Raw genomic sequence first — 17,534 nt, 5'->3', positions numbered from 1 at the left:
GGCAAGCCTTGGCTTCGCCCGGCTGCTCCACTGCGTTGCGCCCGTTCCGGTGCCGCCCGCCGCTCGAAGCGGGCCTCTTCGGTCGTCTCGCCGTCCACCCCCCGCTTCCGGGGAGGCTTGCTGTTTTTGGGCGGGATGGAGGACACCGATGGCCAAGAGCATCAACCGTCGCGCGCGTGGTGAGGCCGCACAGGCTGCCGCGCAACCGACGACCAACCTTTACGACGACATCACCGCCAAGATCATCGCGGAACTGGAGGCGGGGCGTTTCCCGTGGGTCCAGCCTTGGGGCACCGCTGGCGCGATCAATCCCGGCCTTCCGCGCAACGCGCTCACCGCCCGCAGCTATTCGGGCGTCAACGTCCTGATCCTTTGGGGCGCCGTCATCGGCGGCGGCTATTCCCAGCAATCGTGGCTGACCTTCCGGCAGGCGCTGGAGGCGGGCGGTTGCGTCCGCAAGGGCGAGAAGGGAACGACCGTTGTCTATGCCGACCGCTTCATTCCCAAGGGCGAGGCCGAGCGCGCGCAGCGGGCAGACGAAGACCCCCGCGCCATTCCCTTCCTCAAGCGGTTTACCGTGTTCAATATCGACCAGTGCGAGGGTTTGCGGCCCGGTCTGGCGACCGATCCCCAGCCGCTTCCTGAACGCGAAATCGTCCCAACCGCCGAGGCGCTCATCAAAGCCTCAAATGCGGATTTCCGTATTGGCGGGAATAAGGCTTTCTACGCCCCGACCCCCGATTTCATCCAAGTGCCGCCGCAACCGGCCTTCTACGACCAGATCAATTACTACCGCACCGCACTACACGAACTGACCCACTGGACCGGGCACACCTCGCGTCTGGTCCGCAATCTCTCCGGTCGGTTCGGCACCAAGGATTATGCCCGCGAGGAACTGGCGGCTGAAATGGGTTCGGCCTTCCTCTGCGCGGCGCTGGGCATCGTGCCGACCGTCCGTCACGCCGACTATCTGGCAAGTTGGCTCGAGGTGTTGCGCGAGGATAATCGCGCGATCTTCCGTGCGGCATCTGCCGCCAGCAAGGCCGCCGATTTCCTTCTCTCCCTGCGCGACGCCGCCATGACCGAGGGAAGGATCGCGGCATGATCGACCTTCCCACCGACATCTTCGACCGGCTGCGCGCCAACGCCGACGCCACGCGCGCGGCGCAGATCGAGGGGCTTCGCGAGCCGGATCATCATCCCGTGCTTAAACTGTTCAACCCGCTGGGCGCGGCAACATGGATCGCGACCGAGCTGGACGAGGATGGCGACGTCCTGTTCGGCTTGGCCGACCTCGGCTTCGGATGCCCGGAGCTGGGTAGCTTCTCGCTCCACGAGATCGGCAGCGTCCGGCTTCCGTTCGGCCTCGCCATCGAGCGCGACATCGCGTTCGAGCCGCTCGCCCCGATTTCGCGATGGGCCGACACCGCCCGCCGTGAAGGCTCGATACTCGCCGCCGAGGCGGCCCTTCGATCCAACCCCCTTCCGAGCGATCCGACCCCGGACCTCGGCTGACGCGCGGCGCGTACCCGCCGCAACCCAAGCCGGTCCCGCCCATCTTGGCCGATCAACGGGACCGGCGCTCACAAGGAGCAGTGCCATGAAACTCGATTTCGTCCCCTTGAACAAGCTGACCGACAGCAAGGCCAACATGCGGTGCGGCCGCAAGGCCCCCGACGTGTCCGACCTGATCCCGTCCGTCCGCGCGCGCGGCATCCTCCAACCGATCATCGTGCGCCCGCAGGGCGAGGGCGATCTTTCGGAGGTGGTGGCGGGCCGCAGGCGCTGGCACGCGGCGCTCGCCGTCGCTGCCGAGCATCCCGACGCCGTGCCCGATCACATCGCGCTGGTGCCCGCCGCGATTATCGAGCCGGGCGACGATGCCGCCGCCTTGGAGGCGTCCATGTTGGAGAATATGGCGCGGCTCGACCCCGACGAGGTGAAGCAGTGGGAGAGCTTCACGGCGCTGGTGAAGAAGGGGCGCAGCGTCGAGGACATCGCCACGACCTTCGGCCTGCCCGAGCAGACCATCCGACGTGTGCTGGCGCTGGGCAACCTCATGCCCCGCATCCGCGACCTCTATCGCCGCGAGGAGATCGACGCGACGACGGTGCGTCACCTCACGATGGCGAGCAAGGCCAAGCAGCAGGAATGGCTGGCGCTGATCGACGATCCCGACACCCGAGCGCCGACCGGGCAATATCTGAAAAGCTGGCTTCTGGGCGGGCAGACCATCCAGACGGGCGTTGCCCTGTTCGACATTGCCGAAGCGGGCGGCCCGGTCGTGACCACCCTGTTCGGCGACGACGCCTATTTCGGCGATCCGCAGAGCTTCTGGGCGGCGCAAAATGCCGCCGTCGAGGCGCGCCGCGATGCCTATCTCGCCGAGGGCTGGACCGATGTCGTTGTCGTCGAGCCGTCCGAGCATTTCCATTCGTGGGAATATGAGAAGTCCCCCAAGCGAAAGGGCGGCAAGGTCTATATTGACGTGCGGAGCAGCGGCGAGGTGACGTTCCACGAAGGTTATCTTTCGCGAAACGAGGCCCGCAAGCGCGAGAAGGCCGGGCAGCCGGGCAGTCTCACCAAGGTCGCCCGGCCTGAGATCAGCAGCACCATGCAGACCTATATCGACCTGCATCGCCATTCCGCCGTGCGTGCCGACCTTCTCAAGCACCCGTCCGTCGCGCTGCGTTTGATGGTCGCCCATGCCATCGTCGGGTCGCACCTGTGGCGCGTGTCGCCCGACCCGCGCACCTGCCGCAACGACGCCGTGACCGAGAGCGCCGAGGGCTGCGATGCCGAGGCGAGTTTCGATCAGGAGCGCCGCGCGGTGCTCGGCTTGCTCGACTTCTCGGCCGAGGAGCCCAACGTCACCGGTGGCAACGGCGACAAATACGGCGTCGCCGGCGTGTTCCTCCGCCTTCTCGCGATGGAGGATAACAGTGTGATGCGTATCATCCCCATCATCATGGGTGAGACGCTGGTGGCCGGAAGCGCCGCGATCGAGGCCGTGGGCGGGACGATTGGCACCGACATGGCGAACTGGTGGGCGGCGGATGCCGCCTTCTTCGACCTGATCCGCGACAAGGAGGTGATGGCGCGGATCGTCGCCGACGTGGCGGGCGAACGGGTTGCCAGCGCCAATGCGGGCGAGAAGACCAAGACGCTCAAGGCCATTGTCCGCGGTTATCTCGACGGCGCCGACGGCCGCACCAAGGTCGAGCGGTGGGTGCCGCGATGGATGCGCTTCGCGCCGTCCGGCTACACCGAGCGGGGCGGCATCGGGACCGTCAAGGCCCACGCCAAGGTCGAGGCGGCGCGGGCCGCACTCGCCGAGGCCGAAGCGGGGCCGATGGCTGAGCCGGAGGAACAGCGCCTCGCGGCCTGATATGGGAGGGGCGGCCGACTGGCCGCCCTTCGTCAAAAATCGCGGGCCGTGCCCTGCCGCCTTGGTGGCGTCGGGGCACGGCCCGATCGCAATTACAGATTTGCACGTCGACGGATTTCAGGAAATCCTCAGGACCACGTCTTCGCCACGGCGAGATTGTCCTCCATATATTGAACCATCTCGTCATAGGTGAGGACGAGTGCGGTCTGGCCCCCAACTTTCAGATGATCGCGACGATGGGTGAAGCGATCACGCTCGACCGCGTCACGCAGGCTCGCATCGCGGCCGCAGATCACCGCATAGGTACTCGCGTTGATGGGGCCGCCGAAGCCTGCCAACAGCGTCTTGTCGCTCGGATGGTCGGCGCGAACCCAGGCCCAATCGATGACCTGGCTGAAACCATGCTCGATGCGTGGCGCCCAATAGCGATATTGTGGGGTGCCCTTTTTGAAGATGCTGTTCTCCATCGCATCCTCGAACTCGATCAGCCCAAACCGACGTGTGCCATTGTTGCCGAGCACAAGGTCGGTCCGAAACATGCCTTTGAGGGCCAACTCGAACTTGATCATGTCGGGCGCTTCGAGGCCCAAGGTCGATGCCAGCAAGCACGCCATATGCGGGCGCGCCTTGATCTCGGCGACGATAGCGGTCTCGCCGACGAACGTTATCGTCGAGAACCACGCCTTGAAGGAGGTGAGTTCCGCGTCGGCAAGCTTGAGATTGAACTTGATGCTGTCGAACGCGCTCATTCAGGCCTGAGCGTAGGACCGGTCGACAATCGAGATGATCTCGGGCTTCTTTTTCGCCGAGCGCCGCCACAGAACGCGCTTGTCGCCGAGCCGGGACACAAACCGACCATCGGCGGTCGGGGCCGTATTCGCCGGCAGGTTGACGTCGTTGCTCGAAAACAGACGCGTCAGAGCGGCCTTCTCCGGCGCCGGGAGAAGGGCCATCTGCGCAAGGGCAGAGTAGGAGACGTTGAACTTTCCAGCGCTCATGCCTCGGATATAGCGATTCGCCCCTTCTTTCGCCAGTCCCGCAACACATCCGGACGCCGGGTCGAAACGATGGCGTAGAGAAGCGAGAACAGGGACAGCGGCGTCGGCGCCGCGTAGCAATTCCAATCCAGCAGAGCCGGCCTGGTGATGACCTTGGCGGCTGTGGCGGCTTGATACCCGCCGTAGCGGCGGTTCGTCTCAGACAAGGCGGCCATCTCGCATCGGCTTGTGCGTGGACCTGGGCGCGTCACTCGGCCCCTGACGAAACCATCGGTCGTCACTGATTTCCCCGCCGGCCATGCCGGCTCCTCGCGCCCGCTTTGCTCCAAATCAGCGCCCACCTCCGGTCCGCCGCTGCGCTCCGGCCCCAAGGGGTTCGCGGGACCAAGTGCGCTCCCGATCGGTCCGCACGCCGAAGCGGATTGGCCGCTGGCGATCATCAGGAGACGAACAATGCCCGCAATCGGTTATGTCACCAAGCAGCCCAACGGCGGTTTCAAGGGTCAGCTTCGCACCCTGGCGGTTCGCGCCGACATCGAGATCGTGCCCAACCGCAGCAAGACCGGCGATCAGCCCGACTATCGCGTCCTCTCGAATGGCTTCGAACTTGGCGGCGGCTGGATTCGCACCGGCGAGGTGTCGGGTCGCGAATATGTACGGGTCAGCCTGTCCGCGCCCGAACTCGGCAGCGCCCCGCTCTACGCCAACCTCGGCCGCGCTGCCGGTCAGGACGATGACGGCGCCTACGCCCTCATCTGGAACCCCGGTGAGTGATCGATCGCCCCGCGCCCAAGGGCGCGGGGTGGCCAACCCCGGCATCTTCGACGGTCGCGGCGGACTTCGCCGGGGTCGTCGATCATGCTATGCTGCATCTGCATCGTGCGCTGTGGTGGTGGTGGAGAGCGCGTCCCTCGATCCGTTCGTTACGGAGGACGCTTATGCTGCTCGCTTTGATCTTGGTCGCGGCCATCACGCCGCTGCTCTGCTGGCTGCTCTTCTCCCTCGCATCGCTCGCGCTCCCTCTATTCGTGGCCGTCGCTATCGGCCATGTCGCTTGGCAGAGCGGAGCCGGCCTGTTCGGCGCATTCGTGATCGGAGCGCTCGCCGGCGGTGCCACTCTTTTCGCCGGCCAGTTTCTCTTCGCCACGGTGCGCAGCTCGTCATCGCGCCTGGGTATCGCGCTGATCTTCGCCGCTCCCGCAGCCGTTGCCGGCTATAGCGCCGGTCACGGTCTCGCCGCGATCGGCGGAGGATCGGCATCCTGGCAGCTCGTCCTCGGCGCGGGCGCCGGTCTCTGTGTCGCGCTGGCCGCCATCGCACGCCTTGCCGCCGGCCTCCCGGAGCCACAATCGGGGCCCGCTCATCATCCGACGCTGGGTGCACCCTCGATCCAACCCTGACGTCCGAAACGGCGATATCCCATACAGACCCCCGCACACTCACCGCACCCGCGGCCTACCCGACGGCTGATCTGGCCGGGGCACGCTGGCGCTCGCCCGACCGGGCAACGGGCGCACGAAGCTTTCTTCCCCTGGTCATTCGACCATTCCTCGCGAGGCAAGAAAGCCCCGTCCGCCCGTCCTCCGCTGGCGCTGCGGGCTGACACTGCCCGGCCGGATCGGCCCCGGCCCTTCGATCGCCATCGAGGCCGCGATGGGCGCGGCTTCCGGGCGAAGGAGGTTATCATGGCAATGATCGGCACATTCCGTAAAGCGGGCAGCGGTTTCGAGGGCTCGATCACCACGCTCTCGGTCCAGCGCGCCAATGTGCGGTTGGTGAAGAATGAGGAAGACCGGAGCGACAAGGCTCCCGACTATCGGATCTTCGCGGGCGAGGCCGAGATCGGCGCTGCCTGGGAGAAAGTCGCGCAGAACGAGCGTCCCTACCTCTCCTGCAAGCTCGACGATCCCAGCTTCACCGCCCCGATCTATCCCTCGCTGTTCGAGGAGACGGACGGGGGCTTCACCCTCAAGTGGACGCGGTCGGGTCGCTAACCCGTCGCAGGCCGGTCGGCGGAGACGCTGGCCGGCCTTGCGAGTCGGCGTGACTCAGTAGATGCGTATTTCAGTAATTCAGGAGCCTTGATCTCGATGGGTCTGAGCACTCTCCGCATAGTCTTCATCGAGCAATTGCGCGGGCCGGACGTTCAGTGCCTCGGCAAGCTCAAGCAGTCGGATGAGCGTGAGGTTTTGACCGCCGCGTTCGATCACGCTGACATATTGTTGGTCAGCGCCAATTCGCTCCCCCACCGCCTCCTGGCTAAGCCCAAGAGCGGTACGGTACCTTCGGGTGTTGAGCGCGGCGACCATGCGGATGTCCATCCACAGGTTAGAAACGGGTCGCCGCGCGGCGCGCCACGTGCTATAACACGTGACGACCAGCGCCCAGCGTGGCAGCAAATGCCGTTCGCTTTTTCAATTGGCCGGATAAATGTCGCCGGCCGCACGAAAAAAGGCCGTCCGAGTGGGCCGTTTCAGCGGCACGCCTGTTGCTTCGCGGGGCTATGCTGATCGTCATGGGCGAGCGCGATCTTCTCGATGTGGCGCCATCCTCAGACAAGTTGACCGAATATGATGAACGGCATCTTGAAGACTATCTGCGTCTCCTCGACGCGGACACGGAGGGCGCCGACTGGCGTGAAGCCGTGACCCACATTTTCGGTGTCGATCCAGAGCAGGACCCCGAGAAAGTCCGTCGATTCCACCAGACCCATCTTGATCGGGCGCGCTGGATGTCGCGCATCGGCTACCTCCAACTCGCCGCGCGCGGACATGACAAGCCCAATCGAAAGCCGAAATAACATCCAATATGGCTTAAGTTGGCATGCCACTTTACTGGTGGTCTATTGAACGCGCGATAGGTCTTCTCTCGCGCCGATTTGTTGTGCTGCTCTCTCAATTCCGAGGCTGCAAAGATACGCCCGGCAGGAGAAGGCAGCGTATGGGTCTTCCATCTAACTGGCGCTCACCGGCATCTGCCGAAGACTACGCCAATCACGACTTTGCCGACTTTGCTCAAGAGTTCTTGAGACGCAACCCTGACTACCAAGCAGAATACAGGCAAGCCGACGAGATGCCTCCAACGGACGACGAGCCCAATAGACGCGAAGCGATCGCCAACAAATGGGGGTTATCCTTTCGCCTTCGATCCCAGCCTCGATCCTCGCGACGCCCCGGCGCTTTGGTGTCCGCATGCGACCCCCGCTATTCTCACGCTTGGCCCCGCGCCGGCACCGCTTTTGGAATCACCGCTCTCCCTCGATCATTTACGCCCCATTTCCTCTGCTTGGCGGTCGCCTGACGAACAGCATCTCGTCGCCGACGACGGGCACGGTCGGCACCGCCTGGTGCTGCGCGCGCCGGACCGAGGGCAGCCGCTCACACTTCTGCTGCCGGTCGACACCGAGATGTCGATCCGTCTCGACGCGGCCGCGCGCCTGACGCACAGCGCCGGCGCGACGGCTGCCTACTCCCCGACGCCGCTCCAGCGCACTCGGCTGGTCCTGCTGATCCACATTCTCGATGCGATCGATGAAGGACTGTCCAAGCGTGAGATCGCAAGACGTCTCATCTACCGCAACATGCCGGAGCTTCGCGGAGCGACATGGAAAGGGTCGTCGGAGCGGCGGCGGATTCACCGGCTGGCGCTGGAAGCGCTGCGCCTTCGCGATAACGGCGTCGCCGACCTTCTTCACGGCCGCCTGCACCCTCCTGGGTGACAAAAGGCGGGGCGCCGATTCCGCCACTCCCCTCGGCCGCCGAATGTTCGCCAGCCTGTCCTTCGATCGTCGCTCACAGCCGCCTGCGGCCGTGAGAGCGCAGGAGATTGAAGATGCAGCCCTCAGTAACGAGGCCTAGCCCCCAGTTCCTCCGAACGCCCGATGCCGCCGTCCACCTCGGCCTATCGGCGCGGACCCTTGAAAAACATCGCTGCTACGGCACGGGGCCGGTGTTCCGGAAACTCGGCGGCCGGATCGTCTATGCGATCGAAGACCTCAACGCCTGGGCGGCGCTCGGCACGCGCCGGTCGACGTCGGACCCCGGCGTGGGCATCGTCCACCCGGCCAAGCGCCGCCCGTCCGAACCCGTTCGTCGCTGACGCCGGCGATGACCATGCGTGCAGGGCGCCTGCAACTCGACCTCTTCCGTTCGATTCCCGGCGACATCGCGCCGCGCGATTCCCAAGATCTCATGGCGTGGCCCTTCTTCAGCCTCGCGAAATCAAAACGGACAAAGCCAATCGACTTCCGGCTGGGTGACACCTGGATCTTGGTCGAGGCGACCGCAGAGCATGGCATGGCGACCATCTGGGACGCCGATGTGCTCATCTGGGCAGCAAGCCAGATCGTCGAAGCCCGCGATGCCGGACGGCCGACATCGCGCCTCATGGCGACGACGCCGCATGAAATCCTGACCTTCATAGGTCGCGGCACGGGGCGCGACAATTACGATCGGCTCAAGGCGGGTCTCGATCGCTTGCAATCCACGACGATCGCCACCTCGATCCGCCAGCCGCACCAGCGTCGCCGGCACCGCTTCAGTTGGGTCAACGAGTGGAAGGAGCGGCTCGACGGGACCGGTCGACCACTCGGCATCGAGCTGATCCTTCCCGACTGGTTCTATGCAGGCGTGCTCGACCAGGCGCTCGTGCTCACGATCGACCGGGCCTATTTCGACCTCACCGGCGGTCTTGAGCGATGGCTCTATCGGATCGTGCGCAAGCATGGCGGCAAGCAGGCGGGCGGCTGGAGCTTCGACGTCGCGCATCTCCATCTGAAGTCCGGCGTGCTCTCACCACTCAAGCGGTTCGCGTTCGAGCTGCGCGCGATCGTCGTTCGCCAGCCGCTGCCCGGCTACACGCTCGCGCTGGAAACTGTGCTCGGGCGCGAGCGGCTCAGCTTCGTCGCCATCCCGGAAGACCCGCTCGATTTCGCCTTCCGACGGTGGTCACCCAAGGCTGTGGATAACCGGCGATGAGGGTCGTCCTATCAGGAACCGGCGGAGTCGTCCGATCGGGAACCGCAGAGTCGTCCTATCCGGAACCCGACTTCGGCATAACCAATGGAAATCATTCGCCGATTCAGGTCCCTTCTAACGATGCTAACAAAGAGTCCTTCGGACTCTTACTAACGTGGGGCCGGTTTTCGATCGGACGGGTGGCACGATGATCGTCGCGCTGCTCAATCAGAAGGGCGGTGTCGGCAAGACCACGCTCGCCCTCCACTTGGCCGGCGAATGGTCCCGGCTAGGCAAGCGCGTGCTGCTGATCGACGCCGATCCCCAGGCCTCGGCGCTCGACTGGTCGGAGCAACGCAGTCACCAGGGTTTCGATCGGCTGTTCGGCGTCGTCGGGCTTGCGCGCGACACTCTGCACCGCGAGACCGCCGAGCTGGCGCGAAGCGTCGACCATATCGTCATTGATGGCCCTCCGAGGGTCGCCGGGCTGATGCGATCCGCGCTCTTGGCAGCGGATCTCGTCCTGATCCCGGTGCAGCCGTCGCCGCTCGACGGCTGGGCATCGGCAGAGATGTTGTCGCTCCTGCGCGAGGCCCGCATCTTCCGACCCGAACTGGCGGCGCGCTTCGTGCTCAATCGCTGCGGTCCCCGCTCGGTGCTCGCCCGCGAAACCAGTGCGTCGCTCGCCGACCAAGATCCACCGTTGCTGCCGTCAATGATCGGCCAGCGCGTTGCCTTTGCCGAAGCCATGCAGAACGGGCGATTGGCCTTCGAGCTGGAAGAGACGAGCCACGCCGCGCGCGAGATCGCCTGGCTTGCTGCCGATGTCGATGAGACCGCACGGTGAGCGCGCAACGGCCTCGTCGCTTCGCCAGCCGCCCCGGCGACGCCGAGCAGTGGGTGCGAGCGGCCGAGCATCCCGCCACGACCGCTGTCGCCGCAAATCCCTACACGGCGCGCCTGACGATCGACATCACGCCAGACCTGCGCCGTCGCCTGAAACTTGCGGCGCTCCAGCAGGGGCAAACCGTCGCCGACATGCTGCGCGCGCTCTTCGAGCGCGAGTATGCAGAGGTCGCAGGGGGCCAGCCATGAGCGCTTCCACGCTCGTTTCCCTGACGTGGATCGAGGGCGAGATCGAGCAATGGCTCCGGTTTGGCCGCGAGATCGGCGACCGCATTGTCGACCGGCGCCGTCGCGAGTTGAGCTTCGCGCCTGGCAGCATTTTCGCGCTGGTTCGATGGACCGCCAACGAATTCGGCACCGCGACGTCGGATATCGCCATCGTGCGCGCCGTCTCACCGGGCGAGCCATATTCGACGACCCCGTTAGTCGATCCCGGCGCCGAACTGCTGCTCGCGACATCGAGCTGGCGGCGCGTCGAGACCGTGCTCGCGGCGATCGACGCGGTCGAGGCCGCCGGGGTCGATCCTTGCGACGCCGCGCCCGATCATTGGCGGCACGTCCACAACCGGATTGCGGCCGGTATGCGACCGCGAGCGTATTCGCCGAGCCGCCATCGGGCTTGGCAGCTTCGGAGCGCGGTCGCATGAGGCGCGGGCTCATCGTGATGGCATGCGCGCTCGGCGTCGCCGCGATCGTGGCGCCCGTCGTGCACAAGATCGACACACGCTTCCTCTGGAATGCGACCGCGAGCACGCCGATCGGCCTCTATCGTGTCGACCCGCTCAAGACGGTCAGGCGTGGCATGATGGTCGCGATCCGGCCAAGCCCGGCAACCGCCAGACTGGCCGCCGAGCGGCACTATCTCCCGCTCGGCCTGCCGCTCATCAAATGGGTCGCGGGCGCCAATGGCGATTTCGTCTGCCGCGCCGGCGTGACGATCACCGTCGACGGCAAGGCCATCGGAACGGCGCGCCTGCGCGATCGTCTCGGGCGCCCGCTACCACAGTGGCAGGGCTGCGCATGGCTCGGGCCGGACGACGTATTCGTGATGAACACGGACGTGCCCGACAGTTTCGACGGCCGTTATTTCGGCGTCCTGCCGCGATCTTCGATCCTCGGCCGCGCGGTCCCGGTGTGGACGGACGCACGCAGCCACGACCCCGCTCACACCTGAAGAGGAGAGTTGCCATGACGCAGATTGGCGAGTTCATGAAGACGATGGACGGCTATCAGGGGCGCGTTCGAACGCTCAACATTGAGGCCGACCTCACCATCGTTCCGGCCGAACCGCAGGACGGCGGGAACGCGCCCGATTATCGCATCCACCTCGGGGCGACCGCCGAAGGACCGGAGGTCGGCGCGGGCTGGCGGAAGGTCGGCGAACGCGCCGGCGAGTATGTCGCGCTGCAAATCGATTGCCCGACATTGCCTCGGCCAATCCGCGCAAACCTGTTCCAGTCGACACAATCGCCGCGCGATCATGTGCTCCTCTGGAACCGTCCCACGGCCCGCGAAGAGCGCCCCTGAGCCATGCGTCGGGTCCGGCTCATTGCGGCCATGCTGCTGATCGCCTGCGATGTTCCTGCCAATGCGGATGCGCTGGCCCGGCCGTCGCCGATCGCCGCGATCGTGACCGAGGCGGCGCAGCGTGCCGGCATTCCGGAGTCGTGGATATGGTCGGTGATGCGGATCGAGAGCGCCGGCGACATGCACGCCGTCAGCCGGGCCGGCGCGATGGGCTTGATGCAACTCATGCCCGCGACGTGGGCCGATATGCGATTGAGGCTTCGCCTCGGAAGCGATCCCTTCGATCCGCACGACAACATCGTGGCTGGCGCATTCTTTCTTCGCGCGATGCACGATCGGTACGGCGAGCCAGGTTTTCTGGCAGCCTATAATGCGGGGCCGGGCCGGTACGAGGATTACCTCTACCGTCACCGTCCGCTTCCCGCCGAGACGACCGCCTATCTCGCGCGGTTGGCGCCAGCGGTCAGGTCTGCGCCGGTCGCGGACCCGAACGCCTGGACGCGGGCTTCGCTCTTCGTGAGCGCGTCGCCCGACAGGATTGGTGCCTCGCCGGTGCCGGCGAACGACAAGCCCAATGCTCCAGCACCAACCGCCGATCCGCTTTTCGTTCGCACGGCCAATGCTGTCTCGCGCTGACCACCAGCCCTCGGAAACGCTCCGCAAGATCGCACCGTCGCTGGGGGTGGCGCGTGTGGAGAGGGAGATTTCTGCTCAGACTTGCCGAGCATCTGTCAGGGACCGGGCCGCCTCAAGGACGACGGGGCCCCACCATTTTTCCCGGCGATCGGGCGGCAGCTTTTCACCGGCGGCGTTGCGACGCGCCGGAAAAAATCGTGACCCCCATCGCCGCTGACGCGGTCGCAGGCGTACCACCTGCGATCCTTGACCCGACCCGATCCCTGCCAGGCGGCGACATCGTCTTTCTCAAATCAGGAGGCGATGATGGCGCTCTACGATCATATCCAGGAACTGCGGGCCGAGCTTTCGGGGTGCTGCGATCCGGCCGAGTCGGCGCAGATCGAACGCGAGCTGAAGGCAGCGTGGTCGGAGTTCGAACGGCTCGCGGCGATGCGGCCGTGGGACATCCCGGGCGAGACACGGATCGGCTGACTGGCACGATCCAGCGAGGCGGGTGCGGCGTCGACGAGGCGCCGTGCCCGCCTTTCTTTTTGTCTTCGCGAGGGGATCGAACAGGAAGGACACAGGGGGAGAAGGCAGGGAAGAGACGATGGCGAGATAAAAGCAGCGCCGGCTTGGCCGGGCTATGTGGTTGGCAGATCAGGGTTTTTGCGTATGGCAAGCCCGCCTCGCGGCTGGCGCCCGGCAGGATTTTTCCAGCGTTTTCAACGCATCACGCGACGGCACCGTGGCCAGAAGCGCGGATTTCCGCACCATGAGCCGGGATGACGGAGAGTTCGAGCCTCATGTCGGGCGAACCCGTGATGCCGGTCGCGCCAGCGGCCGAAAGGTCCAGTCACTGTCCGCCCAGGTGCGACGGGCGGCGGCGAAGGCAGGCTACGCACGCCGCGCGCCAGGGCGCAGGACAAAGGGCACGGGATCACGGGGGAGAGGGAGAGCGGCGGCGCTCCGCGCGCGATTCCGTGCCAACGGTCGCCGGGTGGTCATCAAGGCTCGCGTGGTGCGCCACTCCGGTGCCCGCTTCCGCGCCGCGCCACTCGGGCGGCATGTCGCTTATCTGAAGCGCGACGGCGTAACGCGCGACGGGCGCCCTGCGGACCTCTTCGATGCTCGGTCCGATGCGGCGGACGGCGACAGCTTCGCCGATCGCAGCGGCGACGATCGTCACCATTTCCGCTTCATCGTGTCACCCGAAGATGCCGCCGATCTCGCCGACCTGAAAACTTTCACCCGCGAGCTGATGGCGGACGTGGCGCGCGACCTCGGCACCGGCCTCGAATGGGTCGCGGTCGATCATTGGAACACCGACAACCCGCACGTCCACATTCTCGTGCGCGGACGCGCAGACGACGGCACCGATCTCGTCATGGACAAGGATTATATTCGAGAGGGTATGCGCTTCCGCGCGCAGGAGCGCGCGACGCTCGAACTCGGTCCGCGCAACGCACGCGAGATTGCGTTAGCGCTCGATCGTGAAGTCGACGCCGATCGCTGGACGAGCCTCGACCAGCGGCTCCGCGAGATGGCCGACGACGCCGGCGGCGTGATCGACCTGCGCCCCGGCGCCAACAGCGACGCTGGCCGGCGACGACTACTTGCCAGGGCGGCGAAGCTCGATCGGATGGGGCTAGCCGAGAATGTCGGGCCGGCAGTGTGGGCGCTGAAGCCCGACATCGAGCAGACCCTCCGCGACCTCGGCGACCGCGGGGATATCATCAAGACTATGCACAAGGCGATTGGCCGAACCCTGGCAGCTGCCGATCCTGCTCGATTCGCCGTCCATGAGATTGCTCCCAATGATCCTGTGATCGGCCGGCTTGTCGAACGCGGTCTACACGATGAGTTGACCGGCACCGCGTACGCCGTCGTCGACGGGACGGACGGCCGTGTCCATCATCTCCGCTTCGAAAATTTGGAGATGACGGGCGACGGCAAGCCGGGGTCGATCGTTGAGCTTCGACGCTGGACCGATCGGCGCGGCGACGATCGGCTCTCGCTCGGCGTGCGATCCGATTTGACCCTGTCCGAACAGGTGCGGGCGCGAGGCGCGACCTGGCTCGATCGCCAGCTCGTCGACCGCGACCCCGTGGTCGGAAATGCCGGGTTTGCGCGGGAGGTTCGCGAGGCGATGGACAAGCGAGCTGACGTCCTTGCGAAAGATGGCTTGGCGCGCCGTGATGGACGTCGCCTTGTCATTGCGCCGAACCTGATCGAGACGTTGCGCACGCGCGAACTTGCCGAGGCGATCGGAGACATCGAGCGCACGACCGGCCTCGCTCACCGGCCTTCTGCATCGGGGGATCATGTCAGCGGCCTCTATCGCGAGCGGGTCACTCTTTCGTCTGGCCGTTACGCCATGATCGACAACGGGCTTGGCTTTCAGCTCGTGCCGTGGCGGCCGGCGATCGAAGGGCATCTGGGGCGGCAGATCAACGGCGTTATGACGCGCGGCGGAAGTGTGGATTGGACGCTAGGTCGAGGAAAAAGTCTGGGCATCTGACCGCCGGTTGCGACCAGAGCTGGTCGTTCAGATCATAACCCGTAAACGTCAGGTCTAGCCGAAGGCGGTCGATAGCGGATGGCGAACCGGACGGTCAGCAATGCGCCCCAAAGTCGGACGCTCAGTCGCGGATCAGCGCTACCTAAAAGCGTACGAAACTCATTCAGGTAGCTCAACGATCAGCAAATAGTCGAATCTTTCCCGGCGCGCCAAACACCGCCGTTTGCCGTCGATTCCTATCCTAGCGCCGCCCCGGCTACGCTGGCATAGTAAAGCCGGGCAACCAGTACGGAACAGGAGCTCGAATTATCCCACGGGGCCGCTTCGCGCACCCAAAGTAGATCATTCAACTACATCTTGGGCACGCTCGAAAGCGGACATCCTCCCTGTTTTGCCGAACGTCGGGGAAGAACGCATTCCGCTGGTTGGCTCTGTCGCATGGATCCATCAAAACTCCCCTTCGTTCATATCGCCATCGCTGGAAGCCTAAGAGGCTGGGCGAACGTCGCTTCCTTCGAAGCGGCTCATCGCTTTGCTCGGCGGATTGGTGTAGGGCTAGCTCCTCATCGTTATCGACTAAATGACTTGGTACACGCGATGGCGCTTCGCGCCTCGCTCGGGTCCGTCTGTCGGTGATTCACCGAGCGCGTCGGCAGGCGAGCTCTCGGAGGGGACGCCGATGCCTCATGACACGAGCCTCATCGCCACGATCGTCATGGGGCTCGTGCTCGCTTTCATCGGGGGTTTCGTCGCGATCAGGCTGAAGCTGCCCCCGCTGGTCGGGTATCTTTTGGCAGGCATTGCGGTCGGCCCCTTCACGCCGGGCTTTGTCAGTGATGCGGGGCTGGCGGAGCAACTTGCCGAGATCGGTGTGATCCTCCTGATGTTCGGTGTGGGCCTGCATTTCTCGGTCAAGGATCTTCTTTCCGTGCGGCGCATCGCGATCCCGGGGGCTGTTGCGCAGATAGCGGTCGCGACCTTGCTCGGCGCGGGGCTGGCACACCTTTGGGGCTGGTCACCGGGTTCGGGCATCGTCTTTGGTCTTGCGCTCTCGGTTGCCTCGACGGTCGTGTTGCTACGCGCGCTGGAACACCGCAACACGCTGGATTCGACAAATGGCCGCATCGCCGTCGGCTGGCTGATCGTCGAGGATTTAGCCATGGTTCTGGCGTTGGTCCTACTTCCAGCGCTTGCTGGCGTTCTGGGCGATAACGCCAGCGCGGGTAGCCAGGCGACCGTCGGCGCTATCGCGCTCGCCCTGCTGCGCACGCTGGCGAAGGTTGCGCTGTTCCTGGCGCTGGTTCTTGTGGTGGGCACGCGAGCGGTACCTTGGGTGCTGGAGCGTGTCGCCCGGACCGGATCGCGTGAATTGTTCACGCTGTCGGTGCTCGCGACTGCACTGGGCATCGCCTATGGATCGGCCGCGCTGTTCGGCGTTTCCTTCGCACTAGGGGCCTTCTTTGCAGGCGTGGTGCTCAACGAAAGCGACTTTAGCCATCAAGCGGCGGCGGATTCGCTTCCACTGCAAGACGCCTTCGCAGTCCTGTTCTTCGTCTCGGTCGGCATGCTGTTCGATCCTGCCGTGCTCTTGCGCGATCCGCTGGAGGTCCTCGCGGTTCTGGCGATCATCCTGATCGGCAAGTCGGTAGCGGCCTTTGGTATCGTGCTGGCCTTCGGCTATCCCGTCCGAACGGCGCTGACGGTATCGGCAAGCCTAGCCCAGATCGGCGAGTTCTCTTTCATTCTGATCGGACTTGGTGTCGCGCTCCGGCTGGTTCCCGCGGAAGGCAGGAATTTTGTGCTGGCCGGAGCGCTACTCTCGATCACGCTCAATCCGCTGGTCTTCGTCGCCTTTGACAGGCTCGAGCGATGGTTGCGTCGGCATCCACGCATCCTGTCGATCCTTGAGCGTGGCGGCGGGCAGACCCTGTCCGCATTATCGGAACCATCCGATAATGGCCCTCGTAGCCATGCGATCATCGTCGGCTACGGGCGGGTCGGCCGCGTGGTTGGCAAGACGCTCAAGGACCAGAATCTGTCTGTCATCGTCGTAGACAAGGACCGGCGACGTGTCGAGGCGCTCCGGGCGCGCGGCGTGGCGGCGATATATGGAGAAGCCTCGACACCAGGGATTCTCGCAGCCGCCGGCATCGCCCAGGCGCGCCTGCTCGTGATCGCGACGCCCGAAGGTTTCCAGACGCGGCGGATCATCGAGATCGCCCGTGAACTCAATCCCGGAATCGACATAGCGGTACGGACACATAGCGAGGCCGAGGTCGCGCATCTCGAGAGCGAGGGTATCGGTCTTGCGATCATGGGCGCGCGCGAGTTGTCATTCGGCCTGACGGAATATGCCCTGCGCAGCCTTGGTGTCTCACCGAGGCGGGCGGCGGAGATCATCCAGAATGAACGCGTGTCCGGCGCGGGCGGCGCGTTTGAGCGGCGGCCCGAGATTCCTGCACGGGAAGCGCCGGAGCTACGGCATCGTCGTGCGGACGATGAAGATTCTGACTGAAAGGGCTGCTAAAACAGGTGCGTGTCACGCTTGCCACCTGCCGCCATACACCAAGGTAGCACTTCCACTCAATTGCGGGCGGGGCGCCGTGACTGCGGCGGACGAT

The 17,534-nt window shown here is 65.2% G+C and carries 24 protein-coding genes; 20 read left to right on the top strand and 4 right to left on the bottom strand.

Going from position 1 to position 17,534, the window contains the following annotated elements; all coding sequences use genetic code 11:
• Nucleotides 1–148: 148 nt before the first annotated feature.
• The 3 genes from FHS98_RS12280 to FHS98_RS12270 all read left to right on the top strand — a co-directional run bounded on the left by FHS98_RS12280 (nt 149) and on the right by FHS98_RS12270 (nt 3,388).
• The gene (locus FHS98_RS12280) at nt 149–1,105 is read left to right on the top strand and encodes an ArdC family protein (RefSeq protein WP_167105112.1); all 957 of its coding nucleotides are present in this window, start codon (nt 149–151) and stop codon (nt 1,103–1,105) included.
• Nucleotides 1,102–1,515 carry a DUF2958 domain-containing protein gene (locus tag FHS98_RS12275; protein ID WP_167105109.1) on the top strand — a complete coding sequence of 138 codons (414 nt, stop codon included), beginning with the start codon at nt 1,102–1,104 and terminating at the stop codon, nt 1,513–1,515. Before FHS98_RS12280 ends, FHS98_RS12275 begins: the two co-directional genes overlap by 4 nt.
• Nucleotides 1,516–1,600: 85 nt before the next feature.
• Nucleotides 1,601–3,388 (top strand): ParB/RepB/Spo0J family partition protein, encoded by a 1,788-nt coding sequence (locus FHS98_RS12270; RefSeq protein ID WP_167105106.1) that lies wholly within the window; start codon nt 1,601–1,603, stop codon nt 3,386–3,388.
• A gap of 128 nt (nt 3,389–3,516) precedes the next feature.
• On the opposite strand, the gene FHS98_RS12265 is transcribed toward FHS98_RS12270, so the two are convergent.
• The 3 genes from FHS98_RS12265 to FHS98_RS12255 are packed head-to-tail and all read right to left on the bottom strand — an operon-like array spanning nt 3,517 to nt 4,601.
• Nucleotides 3,517–4,137 carry a Shedu anti-phage system protein SduA domain-containing protein gene (locus FHS98_RS12265; RefSeq protein ID WP_167105103.1) on the bottom strand — a complete coding sequence of 207 codons (621 nt, stop codon included), beginning with the start codon at nt 4,135–4,137 and terminating at the stop codon, nt 3,517–3,519.
• Nucleotides 4,138–4,386 (bottom strand): hypothetical protein, encoded by a 249-nt coding sequence (locus FHS98_RS12260; RefSeq protein WP_167105100.1) that lies wholly within the window; start codon nt 4,384–4,386, stop codon nt 4,138–4,140.
• Nucleotides 4,383–4,601 carry a hypothetical protein gene (locus FHS98_RS12255; protein WP_167105097.1) on the bottom strand — a complete coding sequence of 73 codons (219 nt, stop codon included), beginning with the start codon at nt 4,599–4,601 and terminating at the stop codon, nt 4,383–4,385. Before FHS98_RS12255 ends, FHS98_RS12260 begins: the two co-directional genes overlap by 4 nt.
• A gap of 238 nt (nt 4,602–4,839) precedes the next feature.
• Here FHS98_RS12255 and FHS98_RS12250 point away from each other — a divergent pair, with 238 nt between their 5' ends.
• From FHS98_RS12250 to FHS98_RS12240, 3 genes are all read left to right on the top strand, one after another.
• Nucleotides 4,840–5,160, top strand: coding sequence for a DUF736 domain-containing protein (locus FHS98_RS12250; RefSeq protein ID WP_167105094.1), 321 nt, complete (start codon nt 4,840–4,842; stop codon nt 5,158–5,160).
• Between the two features lie 164 nt (nt 5,161–5,324).
• On the top strand, nt 5,325–5,786 hold the full coding sequence (locus tag FHS98_RS12245; protein ID WP_167105091.1) for a hypothetical protein: 462 nt from the start codon (nt 5,325–5,327) through the stop codon (nt 5,784–5,786).
• A gap of 285 nt (nt 5,787–6,071) precedes the next feature.
• Nucleotides 6,072–6,380, top strand: a complete 309-nt coding sequence (locus FHS98_RS12240; RefSeq protein WP_167105088.1) for a DUF736 domain-containing protein — start codon at nt 6,072–6,074, stop codon at nt 6,378–6,380.
• A gap of 78 nt (nt 6,381–6,458) precedes the next feature.
• Here the strand turns inward: FHS98_RS12240 and FHS98_RS12235 are convergent, their stop codons facing one another.
• The gene (locus tag FHS98_RS12235; RefSeq protein ID WP_167105085.1) at nt 6,459–6,707 is read right to left on the bottom strand and encodes a helix-turn-helix domain-containing protein; all 249 of its coding nucleotides are present in this window, start codon (nt 6,705–6,707) and stop codon (nt 6,459–6,461) included.
• Between the two features lie 182 nt (nt 6,708–6,889).
• Here FHS98_RS12235 and FHS98_RS12230 point away from each other — a divergent pair, with 182 nt between their 5' ends.
• The 14 genes from FHS98_RS12230 to FHS98_RS12170 all read left to right on the top strand — a co-directional run bounded on the left by FHS98_RS12230 (nt 6,890) and on the right by FHS98_RS12170 (nt 17,428).
• Nucleotides 6,890–7,186: a DNA -binding domain-containing protein gene (locus FHS98_RS12230; protein ID WP_243847995.1), complete on the top strand. Its 297-nt coding sequence runs from the start codon at nt 6,890–6,892 to the stop codon at nt 7,184–7,186.
• A gap of 23 nt (nt 7,187–7,209) precedes the next feature.
• Nucleotides 7,210–7,686: a transcriptional regulator domain-containing protein gene (locus FHS98_RS19155; protein WP_425057343.1), complete on the top strand. Its 477-nt coding sequence runs from the start codon at nt 7,210–7,212 to the stop codon at nt 7,684–7,686.
• Nucleotides 7,625–8,104: a DNA -binding domain-containing protein gene (locus FHS98_RS12225; RefSeq protein ID WP_167105082.1), complete on the top strand. Its 480-nt coding sequence runs from the start codon at nt 7,625–7,627 to the stop codon at nt 8,102–8,104. The genes FHS98_RS19155 and FHS98_RS12225 overlap by 62 nt, the downstream gene beginning before the upstream one ends.
• 113 nt (nt 8,105–8,217) lie before the next feature.
• Nucleotides 8,218–8,484: a helix-turn-helix transcriptional regulator gene (locus FHS98_RS12220; RefSeq protein ID WP_167105079.1), complete on the top strand. Its 267-nt coding sequence runs from the start codon at nt 8,218–8,220 to the stop codon at nt 8,482–8,484.
• A gap of 8 nt (nt 8,485–8,492) precedes the next feature.
• Entirely contained in the window at nt 8,493–9,362 is an 870-nt protein-coding gene (locus FHS98_RS12215; RefSeq protein WP_167105076.1) for a replication initiator protein A, read from the top strand.
• Between the two features lie 187 nt (nt 9,363–9,549).
• A complete protein-coding gene (gene parA / locus FHS98_RS12210) occupies nt 9,550–10,188 on the top strand; it encodes a ParA family partition ATPase (RefSeq protein WP_167105073.1) in 639 nt (212 codons plus the stop codon).
• Nucleotides 10,185–10,436, top strand: a complete 252-nt coding sequence (locus FHS98_RS18855) for a ribbon-helix-helix protein (protein ID WP_167105070.1) — start codon at nt 10,185–10,187, stop codon at nt 10,434–10,436. Before parA ends, FHS98_RS18855 begins: the two co-directional genes overlap by 4 nt.
• Entirely contained in the window at nt 10,433–10,894 is a 462-nt protein-coding gene (locus FHS98_RS18850) for a DUF2840 domain-containing protein (RefSeq protein WP_167105067.1), read from the top strand. Before FHS98_RS18855 ends, FHS98_RS18850 begins: the two co-directional genes overlap by 4 nt.
• The gene (locus tag FHS98_RS12195; protein WP_167105064.1) at nt 10,891–11,421 is read left to right on the top strand and encodes a S26 family signal peptidase; all 531 of its coding nucleotides are present in this window, start codon (nt 10,891–10,893) and stop codon (nt 11,419–11,421) included. The genes FHS98_RS18850 and FHS98_RS12195 overlap by 4 nt, the downstream gene beginning before the upstream one ends.
• A 14-nt stretch (nt 11,422–11,435) precedes the next feature.
• Complete coding sequence (locus tag FHS98_RS12190; protein WP_167105061.1) at nt 11,436–11,774, top strand: DUF736 domain-containing protein; 339 nt, start codon at nt 11,436–11,438, stop codon at nt 11,772–11,774.
• 30 nt (nt 11,775–11,804) lie between these two features.
• Nucleotides 11,805–12,410 carry a lytic transglycosylase domain-containing protein gene (locus FHS98_RS12185; RefSeq protein ID WP_243847993.1) on the top strand — a complete coding sequence of 202 codons (606 nt, stop codon included), beginning with the start codon at nt 11,805–11,807 and terminating at the stop codon, nt 12,408–12,410.
• A gap of 306 nt (nt 12,411–12,716) precedes the next feature.
• Nucleotides 12,717–12,884 carry a hypothetical protein gene (locus tag FHS98_RS12180; RefSeq protein ID WP_208402223.1) on the top strand — a complete coding sequence of 56 codons (168 nt, stop codon included), beginning with the start codon at nt 12,717–12,719 and terminating at the stop codon, nt 12,882–12,884.
• A 283-nt stretch (nt 12,885–13,167) separates the two neighbouring features.
• Complete coding sequence (locus tag FHS98_RS12175; protein WP_167105455.1) at nt 13,168–14,913, top strand: relaxase/mobilization nuclease domain-containing protein; 1,746 nt, start codon at nt 13,168–13,170, stop codon at nt 14,911–14,913.
• A gap of 679 nt (nt 14,914–15,592) precedes the next feature.
• Nucleotides 15,593–17,428 carry a cation:proton antiporter domain-containing protein gene (locus FHS98_RS12170; RefSeq protein WP_167105055.1) on the top strand — a complete coding sequence of 612 codons (1,836 nt, stop codon included), beginning with the start codon at nt 15,593–15,595 and terminating at the stop codon, nt 17,426–17,428.
• The last annotated feature ends 106 nt before the right edge of the window (nt 17,429–17,534 follow it).

This window comes from Sphingomonas oligoaromativorans (assembly GCF_011762195.1).
GTDB classification, from domain to species: domain Bacteria; phylum Pseudomonadota; class Alphaproteobacteria; order Sphingomonadales; family Sphingomonadaceae; genus Solisphingomonas; species Solisphingomonas oligoaromativorans.
Note: the sequence above shows the minus strand (reverse complement) of the source record. Positions and strands in the feature narration are given on the sequence as shown.

Coding starts and splice junctions, on each gene's coding strand:
- FHS98_RS12245 (WP_167105091.1), top strand. CDS start 5,325: ATGCTGCTCGCTTTGATCTTGGTCGCGGCCATCACGCCGCTGCTCTGC.
- FHS98_RS12250 (WP_167105094.1), top strand. CDS start 4,840: ATGCCCGCAATCGGTTATGTCACCAAGCAGCCCAACGGCGGTTTCAAG.
- parA (WP_167105073.1), top strand. CDS start 9,550: ATGATCGTCGCGCTGCTCAATCAGAAGGGCGGTGTCGGCAAGACCACG.
- FHS98_RS12270 (WP_167105106.1), top strand. CDS start 1,601: ATGAAACTCGATTTCGTCCCCTTGAACAAGCTGACCGACAGCAAGGCC.
- FHS98_RS12215 (WP_167105076.1), top strand. CDS start 8,493: ATGACCATGCGTGCAGGGCGCCTGCAACTCGACCTCTTCCGTTCGATT.
- FHS98_RS12235 (WP_167105085.1), bottom strand. CDS start 6,707: ATGGACATCCGCATGGTCGCCGCGCTCAACACCCGAAGGTACCGTACC.
- FHS98_RS18850 (WP_167105067.1), top strand. CDS start 10,433: ATGAGCGCTTCCACGCTCGTTTCCCTGACGTGGATCGAGGGCGAGATC.
- FHS98_RS12180 (WP_208402223.1), top strand. CDS start 12,717: ATGGCGCTCTACGATCATATCCAGGAACTGCGGGCCGAGCTTTCGGGG.
- FHS98_RS12240 (WP_167105088.1), top strand. CDS start 6,072: ATGGCAATGATCGGCACATTCCGTAAAGCGGGCAGCGGTTTCGAGGGC.
- FHS98_RS12280 (WP_167105112.1), top strand. CDS start 149: ATGGCCAAGAGCATCAACCGTCGCGCGCGTGGTGAGGCCGCACAGGCT.
- FHS98_RS12220 (WP_167105079.1), top strand. CDS start 8,218: ATGCAGCCCTCAGTAACGAGGCCTAGCCCCCAGTTCCTCCGAACGCCC.
- FHS98_RS12260 (WP_167105100.1), bottom strand. CDS start 4,386: ATGAGCGCTGGAAAGTTCAACGTCTCCTACTCTGCCCTTGCGCAGATG.
- FHS98_RS12230 (WP_243847995.1), top strand. CDS start 6,890: ATGCTGATCGTCATGGGCGAGCGCGATCTTCTCGATGTGGCGCCATCC.
- FHS98_RS12195 (WP_167105064.1), top strand. CDS start 10,891: ATGAGGCGCGGGCTCATCGTGATGGCATGCGCGCTCGGCGTCGCCGCG.
- FHS98_RS12255 (WP_167105097.1), bottom strand. CDS start 4,601: ATGGCCGCCTTGTCTGAGACGAACCGCCGCTACGGCGGGTATCAAGCC.
- FHS98_RS12185 (WP_243847993.1), top strand. CDS start 11,805: ATGCTGCTGATCGCCTGCGATGTTCCTGCCAATGCGGATGCGCTGGCC.
- FHS98_RS12175 (WP_167105455.1), top strand. CDS start 13,168: ATGAGCCGGGATGACGGAGAGTTCGAGCCTCATGTCGGGCGAACCCGT.
- FHS98_RS12190 (WP_167105061.1), top strand. CDS start 11,436: ATGACGCAGATTGGCGAGTTCATGAAGACGATGGACGGCTATCAGGGG.
- FHS98_RS12265 (WP_167105103.1), bottom strand. CDS start 4,137: ATGAGCGCGTTCGACAGCATCAAGTTCAATCTCAAGCTTGCCGACGCG.
- FHS98_RS19155 (WP_425057343.1), top strand. CDS start 7,210: ATGCCACTTTACTGGTGGTCTATTGAACGCGCGATAGGTCTTCTCTCG.
- FHS98_RS12275 (WP_167105109.1), top strand. CDS start 1,102: ATGATCGACCTTCCCACCGACATCTTCGACCGGCTGCGCGCCAACGCC.
- FHS98_RS12170 (WP_167105055.1), top strand. CDS start 15,593: ATGCCTCATGACACGAGCCTCATCGCCACGATCGTCATGGGGCTCGTG.